Raw genomic sequence first — 5,601 nt, 5'->3', positions numbered from 1 at the left:
GCCAATGACGGCCCCGGCTATGACGATCCGACCTATGCCGAGAGCCGCTACGAGGACGCCCGCCGCGAGGCCGAGCGCGATGCCTATCGCCGCGACAGCTACCGCGTCACCGAACGGGGCCCCGACACCAATGGCTGCACCCTGGCCGAAAGCCCGATCTATCTGCCGGACGGTCGCGTCCAGAAGCGCTTTGTCCGGGTCTGCCCGGATGCCGCCGGCCGCTATCAGGTCGTTGACTAAGGACCTGAGGGGCTTGCCATAAGGCCCTGACGCAAAATGGGATTTCGTGAAGTTCTGAACGGTCGCCGGGGCATCACCGGCGGCCGTTTTGCTATTGGCGACGCGCCCAGAGCAGGCCCTCGACCTGGCCGTCGCCACCGGTGATCGGACTCTCGGCCTGGCCCATCACCATCCAGCCCGACTCCTCGAGGAAGGCGATGATCTCGCGATGGACCCGGGCGATGGTCTCCGGATCCTTGACCAGGCCGCCCTTGCCGACATGCTCCCGTCCCGCCTCGAACTGCGGCTTGACCAGGGTCACCAGATCCGCACCGGCCGGAGCCAGCTCGAGAGCCGCCGGCAGGGCCTTGGTCATCGAGATGAAGCTGACGTCGCTGACGATCAGGTCGGGGTCCTCGGCGATCCAGCTGGTGTCGAGCAGCCGGGCATCGGTTCCCGACAGGTCGACGACCCGCTCGTGTTCCGCGAGGCTGGCATGCAGCTGGTCGCGGCCGACATCGACGGCATAGACCTTGGCCGCGCCGCGACTGAGCAGCACTTCGGTAAAGCCGCCGGTCGAGGCCCCGACGTCGATGGCCACCTTGCCCTCCACAGCGATCGGCCAAAGGTCCAGGGCATGGACCAGTTTCAGCGCCCCGCGACCGACCCACGGATGGGCCGCCGAGGCGCGGATCGAGACATGCTCCTCGACCATTTCCGAAGGCTTGCGCACCACCACGCCATCGGCATGGACCAGGCCGGCCTCGATCGCTTCGCGGGCCTTGGCGCGGCTGTCGAACAGGCTCCGCTCCATCAGCAGGACATCAATGCGTCTACGGGTCATGGGCGGGGTCTAGAGGACTTTACGGCCGGTGGGAAAGCCTATTGGTAAAGAACAGGCTCCAAACCGCTGATCTCGAACCTGTATTTCGGGGACGTTCAGGCAGGCCGGACCGGCTTTGACCCGCCGCACGCCCTTGCAGACCTGCGCGCTTCAGGCTCAACTGATCGGCATTCACCGGCGCGCAAGACGCCGGTCGCCTGGGAGGCTCCACATGAAATTCAGTCGTCGCGGCCTGATGGTCGCCACTGCGGCCGTTGCCGCTGCATCCTCGGCCGGGGCCAAGCCACGCCCGGCCGCCGCCCCGCCCGCCTGGACGCCCGATGCCACTGAACTGGCCGGCCGCATCCGCCGCAAGGAGGTCAGTGCCGTCGAGGTGGTCGAGGCCGCCATCCGCAAGGCCGAAGCCCTGCAGCCCAAGCTCGGGGCCATCGTCACCTCGGACTTCGACCGCGCCCTCGACAAGGCCCGCAGCGGCCAGATCAGCGGCCCCTTCGCCGGGGTGCCGTTCCTGATCAAGGATCTGGACCCCTATATCGGCCTGCCCACCCGTTTCGGGTCGCGCAGCTCGCTCGGTGCGAAGCCGGTCAAGGCCCAGACCCCGTTCATCGATGCCTATGACCGGGCCGGACTGGTCGTGATCGGCAAGTCGGCGACCCCGGAATACGGCTTCCTGCCGACCACCGAGCCGATGGGCTTCCTGCCCACCCGCAACCCCTGGAACCTCGGCCATTCCTCCGGCGGCTCATCGGGCGGAGCCGCCGCGGCGACCGCCTCCGGCATCGTGCCGTTTGCCCATGCCACCGACGGCGGCGGCTCGATCCGCATCCCGGCCTCCAACTGCGGCCTGTTCGGCCTGAAGCCCTCGCGCGGCCGGATGCTGGACGGCCGTCCCAACAACAAGGGCATCGACCTGTCCGTCGCCCACTGCGTGACCCACAGCGTGCGTGACTCGGCCGCCCTGTTCGCCGTCAGCGAGGATACCGAGGCCGGAGCAACCTTCGCCCCGATCGGCGTGGTTACCGGACCCGGCAAGGGCCGCCTGAAGGTCGGTCTGCTGATGGAAACCGGCACCGGCCTGCGTCCGGACCCCGAGGTCGTCCAGGCCGTCGAGTCGGCCGCCAAGCTGATGGAAAGCCTCGGTCACAAGGTCGAGACGACCCACTGGCCGATCGACGGCAACCAGTTCGGACGCGACTTCACCGCCCTGTGGTCGACCGGAGCGGCCGAGCTTGCGGCGGGGGTCAGCAAGGCCATGGGCCGTCCGGCCGATGCTTCGGTGCTCGAGCCGTTCACCCTGGGCATGGCCGAGCTGGTGCGGGGCCTGAAGCCCGGCGACATTCCTGCCGTGGTCGAACGCCTGCAGGCTGCCGCCAAGGCCTATGACACCTGGCTGACCCGCTATGACGTAATCCTGTCGCCGGTGCTGGGCCATGTGCCCGCCGATCTGGGCTTCGTCAGCGGCGATGTCAGCTTCGAGACCCTGCAGGCGCGGCTGCTGTCCTATGTCGGCTACACGCCGCTGCACAATGTGGCCGGAGCCCCGGCCATGAGCGTGCCCCTGCACTGGACGGCAGACGGCCTGCCGGTCGGGGTCCACTTCGCCGGACGGATCGGCGGCGAAAAGCGCCTGTTCGAGCTGGCCTACCAGCTGGAGGCGGCCCAGCCCTGGGCGCACCGCAAGCCGCCGACCTCGCTCTGAACGATCAACGGCCCCCGTGGGAGCGGGGGCCGTTTAGCCGCAGGCCGAAGCCTTGCGGGCCGCCACGTCGGCGACGATGTCGGCAATGACCTCAAACTTCATGGCGTCGGGCTTGCTCCAGCGGATGCAGCCCTTGCCGAAGCTCGCCTTGCCGAGGCTGCCGCCAAACCGGGCGATCGCGTCCTGGCCGGCATAAAGGGCGATGTGCTGCTTCTGGCTGTTGAAGGCGATCCAGGGGTTCTTCGGGTCACCATAGGCCGGCATCCCGAAGGCCATCCGCTCGTGCTCGGCCCCGAAGGCCTCCAGACAGAGACCCCGGAGCCGCGCGAGGGCCGGGCGGCGGTCATCGGAGACCTCCAGCAGGAAGTCATCGACCGTCTGTGCCCTGGACTGAACCATGCCGCCCCCTTCGCAGGAGGGCTGGATCAGCCCTCCACAAACACCTTTTTCAGCTCGTTCTTCATGATCTTGCCATTGGCGTTGCGTGGCAAGGTCTCGTGCCAGAAGACGACCTTGACCGGCACCTTGAAGGCCGCCAGACGGTCGGCGACGAAGGCCCGCAGTTCGGCCTCGGTGGCGGTCGTGCCCGGCTTGAGGGTGACGACAGCCGCCGGTTCCTCGCCGAGGGTCTTGTGCGGAACGCCGACCAGAGCCGCGTCCATCACCGCCGGGTGGTCATAGAGGCAGTTCTCGACCTCGATGCAGTAGATGTTCTCGCCACCGCGGATCAGCATGTCCTTGGCGCGGTCGATGATGAAGCAGAAGCCTTCAGCGTCGAGACGGGCCAGGTCGCCGGTCTTCACCCAGCCGTCGATGAAGGTCTGGGCGGTGGCTTCCGGCTTGTTCCAGTAGCCGCGAACGACCTGGGGCCCCTTGCACCACAGCTCGCCGACCTCGCCGATCGGCAGTTCGCGATGCGGCTCCTCGACGGTCATGATCTTCAGGTCGGTGACCGGCACGGCCGGGCCGCAGCTGTCGGGCCGGTTCTCGTAGTCTTCGGCCGAGTTGCTGGTGGCGGTGGCCGAGGTCTCGGTCATGCCCCAGCCGTTGCCCGGCGAGGCCTTGGGCCAGACTTCCTTGATCTTGCGGACCAGTTCCGGCGCCGAGGGCGCGCCGCCATAGGCCACGGCCTCGACCGACGACAGGTCGTACTTGTCGCGGTTGGGATGCTCGATGATCTGCCAGGCAATGGTCGGCACGCCGCCGATCTGGGTCAGGCGCTCGTCCTGGATCAGCTGCATGGCCTTGTCGGGATCCCACTTGCGGATCATGGCGATCTTGGCCCCGCCGAACAGCGACGGGTTCATCACCGCAAAACAGCCGGTGGCATGGAAGAACGGCACCGAGATCAGCGAGCCGCGCTGCGGGCCGTTGGGATCGGGCTCGGGCGGCGCTTCGCCCCGGCGCAGGAAGCTGCGCGCGCCGGCGGCGGCGGCGGCGAAGATGTTGCTGTTGATGTTGCGATGGGTGCCGATCGCGCCCTTGGGCTTTCCGGTGGTGCCCGAGGTGTAGAAGATCGTCGCGTCGTCATCGGCGGCCAGCGGCACGGTCGACAGCGCCACTTCCTCGATCGCGGCCCAGTCATTGGGGCAGCCGATCACCGATTCCAGGCGGGTGACATAGGGGTGGGCAATCTCTTCCCGCGAACGGCTGACATAGACCCGCTGCAGGTCGGGGCAGTTGTGCAGATGCTCGGTCAGGCGCTCGAAGCGCTCGACGTCGACGATCAGGGTCTTGGCCCCGGAATCCAGCAGGCCGTATTCCAGCTCCGGGCCCGTCCACCAGGCGTTCAGCGGCGTGACGATCGCGCCGATCGACAGCGCGCCGTAGAAGGCCACCGGCCATTCGGGCAGGTTGCGCATGACGATGGCGACGCGGTCGCCCTTCTGCACGCCCCTGGCGGCCAGTTCTGCGGCGAAGACCGTCGTGGCGCGGTAGAAGGCCTCGAAGCTGACCCGCTCGTCCTCATGGACCAGGAACACCTTCTCGCCATGGGCCCGGCCCAGGACCAGGGTGTCGCGCAGGGTCGGCGGGGCATTCTTCCAGACCCGGGTCTTCACGCCGCGGATCTCAAGCTCTTCCATCTCACCGGCCGTACCCGGCTGGGTGATCAGGGCATAGGCCTGCTGGACCGACATGGCGGGCCACGGAATGGCGGCGGGGGTCGGCGCGGACGCGGCCTCGGTCATGTTACTCTCCCGGTATGGTCGCGCCTTATTCAATGAGCGCGTTCGCTAGCGAGAAAGCACAGCCAGAGCCGCGATGCAAACACCCGTTTGACCCTAGGGGAACATTGATAAGTTAGGCCTGGCCGGGAGGCATTTTCCCCGCGCCGGCGGCAGGGTTGTGGTCACGGCGGGGCTGCTCACAGGGCGGTCCGGCGCGGCTCCGCGAGCTCATGCGGCAGGCCGCTAGGGGGATGGGATAGTGTGTGGCTGATCCCCATACACCCGTCATCCCGTGGCTTGTCCACGGGACCCATTGTTCCGCCGCAGCGTGGATGACGGATGATCAACCGACCGCGAAGCCGACAAATGGGTCCCGTGGACAAGCCACGGGATGACGGTGGTTTCTTGTGAGGACCTCACCACTGTCCGCGTCTGGAAAGCCCACCTCATCTCTTACGATGAGACAATCACTGATCTGACCTCCAGGCGATTGAAGGCTCGGCGCGAGGCAGAACGTCGGCTTTCGGTTGGGAAGGTGGAGAGTGCTTTCGACCCTAGTCGGCCACCTGCACCACCGTCATTCCCGCCCTTGTGGCGGGAACCTCTCTACCCGGCGCAGGTGCAGCAGGGGGCGGACTGCCAAGCAGTCCGCTTGCATCGCACGTATCAGC

General features: G+C 67.3%; 4 protein-coding genes and 1 pseudogene. 2 read left to right on the top strand and 3 right to left on the bottom strand.

What is annotated here, in order from left to right:
- A pseudogene (locus DBR10_RS08240) lies at positions 1-240 on the top strand (hypothetical protein); the annotation flags it as partial.
- 91 nt (positions 241-331) lie between these two features.
- On the opposite strand, the gene DBR10_RS08235 reads toward DBR10_RS08240, so the two are convergent.
- The gene (locus tag DBR10_RS08235) at positions 332-1,063 is read right to left on the bottom strand and encodes a TlyA family RNA methyltransferase (RefSeq protein ID WP_108506162.1); all 732 of its coding nucleotides are present in this window, start codon (positions 1,061-1,063) and stop codon (positions 332-334) included.
- Positions 1,064-1,274: 211 nt separating this feature from the next.
- Between DBR10_RS08235 and DBR10_RS08230 the strand changes: the two genes are divergently transcribed.
- Positions 1,275-2,762 (top strand): amidase, encoded by a 1,488-nt coding sequence (locus DBR10_RS08230; RefSeq protein ID WP_108506163.1) that lies wholly within the window; start codon positions 1,275-1,277, stop codon positions 2,760-2,762.
- A gap of 33 nt (positions 2,763-2,795) precedes the next feature.
- On the opposite strand, the gene DBR10_RS08225 is transcribed toward DBR10_RS08230, so the two are convergent.
- Positions 2,796-3,161 (bottom strand): iron chaperone, encoded by a 366-nt coding sequence (locus DBR10_RS08225; RefSeq protein WP_108506164.1) that lies wholly within the window; start codon positions 3,159-3,161, stop codon positions 2,796-2,798.
- Between the two features lie 26 nt (positions 3,162-3,187).
- Positions 3,188-4,951, bottom strand: coding sequence for a class I adenylate-forming enzyme family protein (locus DBR10_RS08220; RefSeq protein WP_108506165.1), 1,764 nt, complete (start codon positions 4,949-4,951; stop codon positions 3,188-3,190).
- Between the last annotated feature and the right edge of the window lie 650 nt (positions 4,952-5,601).

Source organism: Caulobacter sp. HMWF025, assembly GCF_003060965.1.
In the GTDB taxonomy this organism is placed as follows: domain Bacteria; phylum Pseudomonadota; class Alphaproteobacteria; order Caulobacterales; family Caulobacteraceae; genus Caulobacter.
Note: the sequence above shows the minus strand (reverse complement) of the source record. Positions and strands in the feature narration are given on the sequence as shown.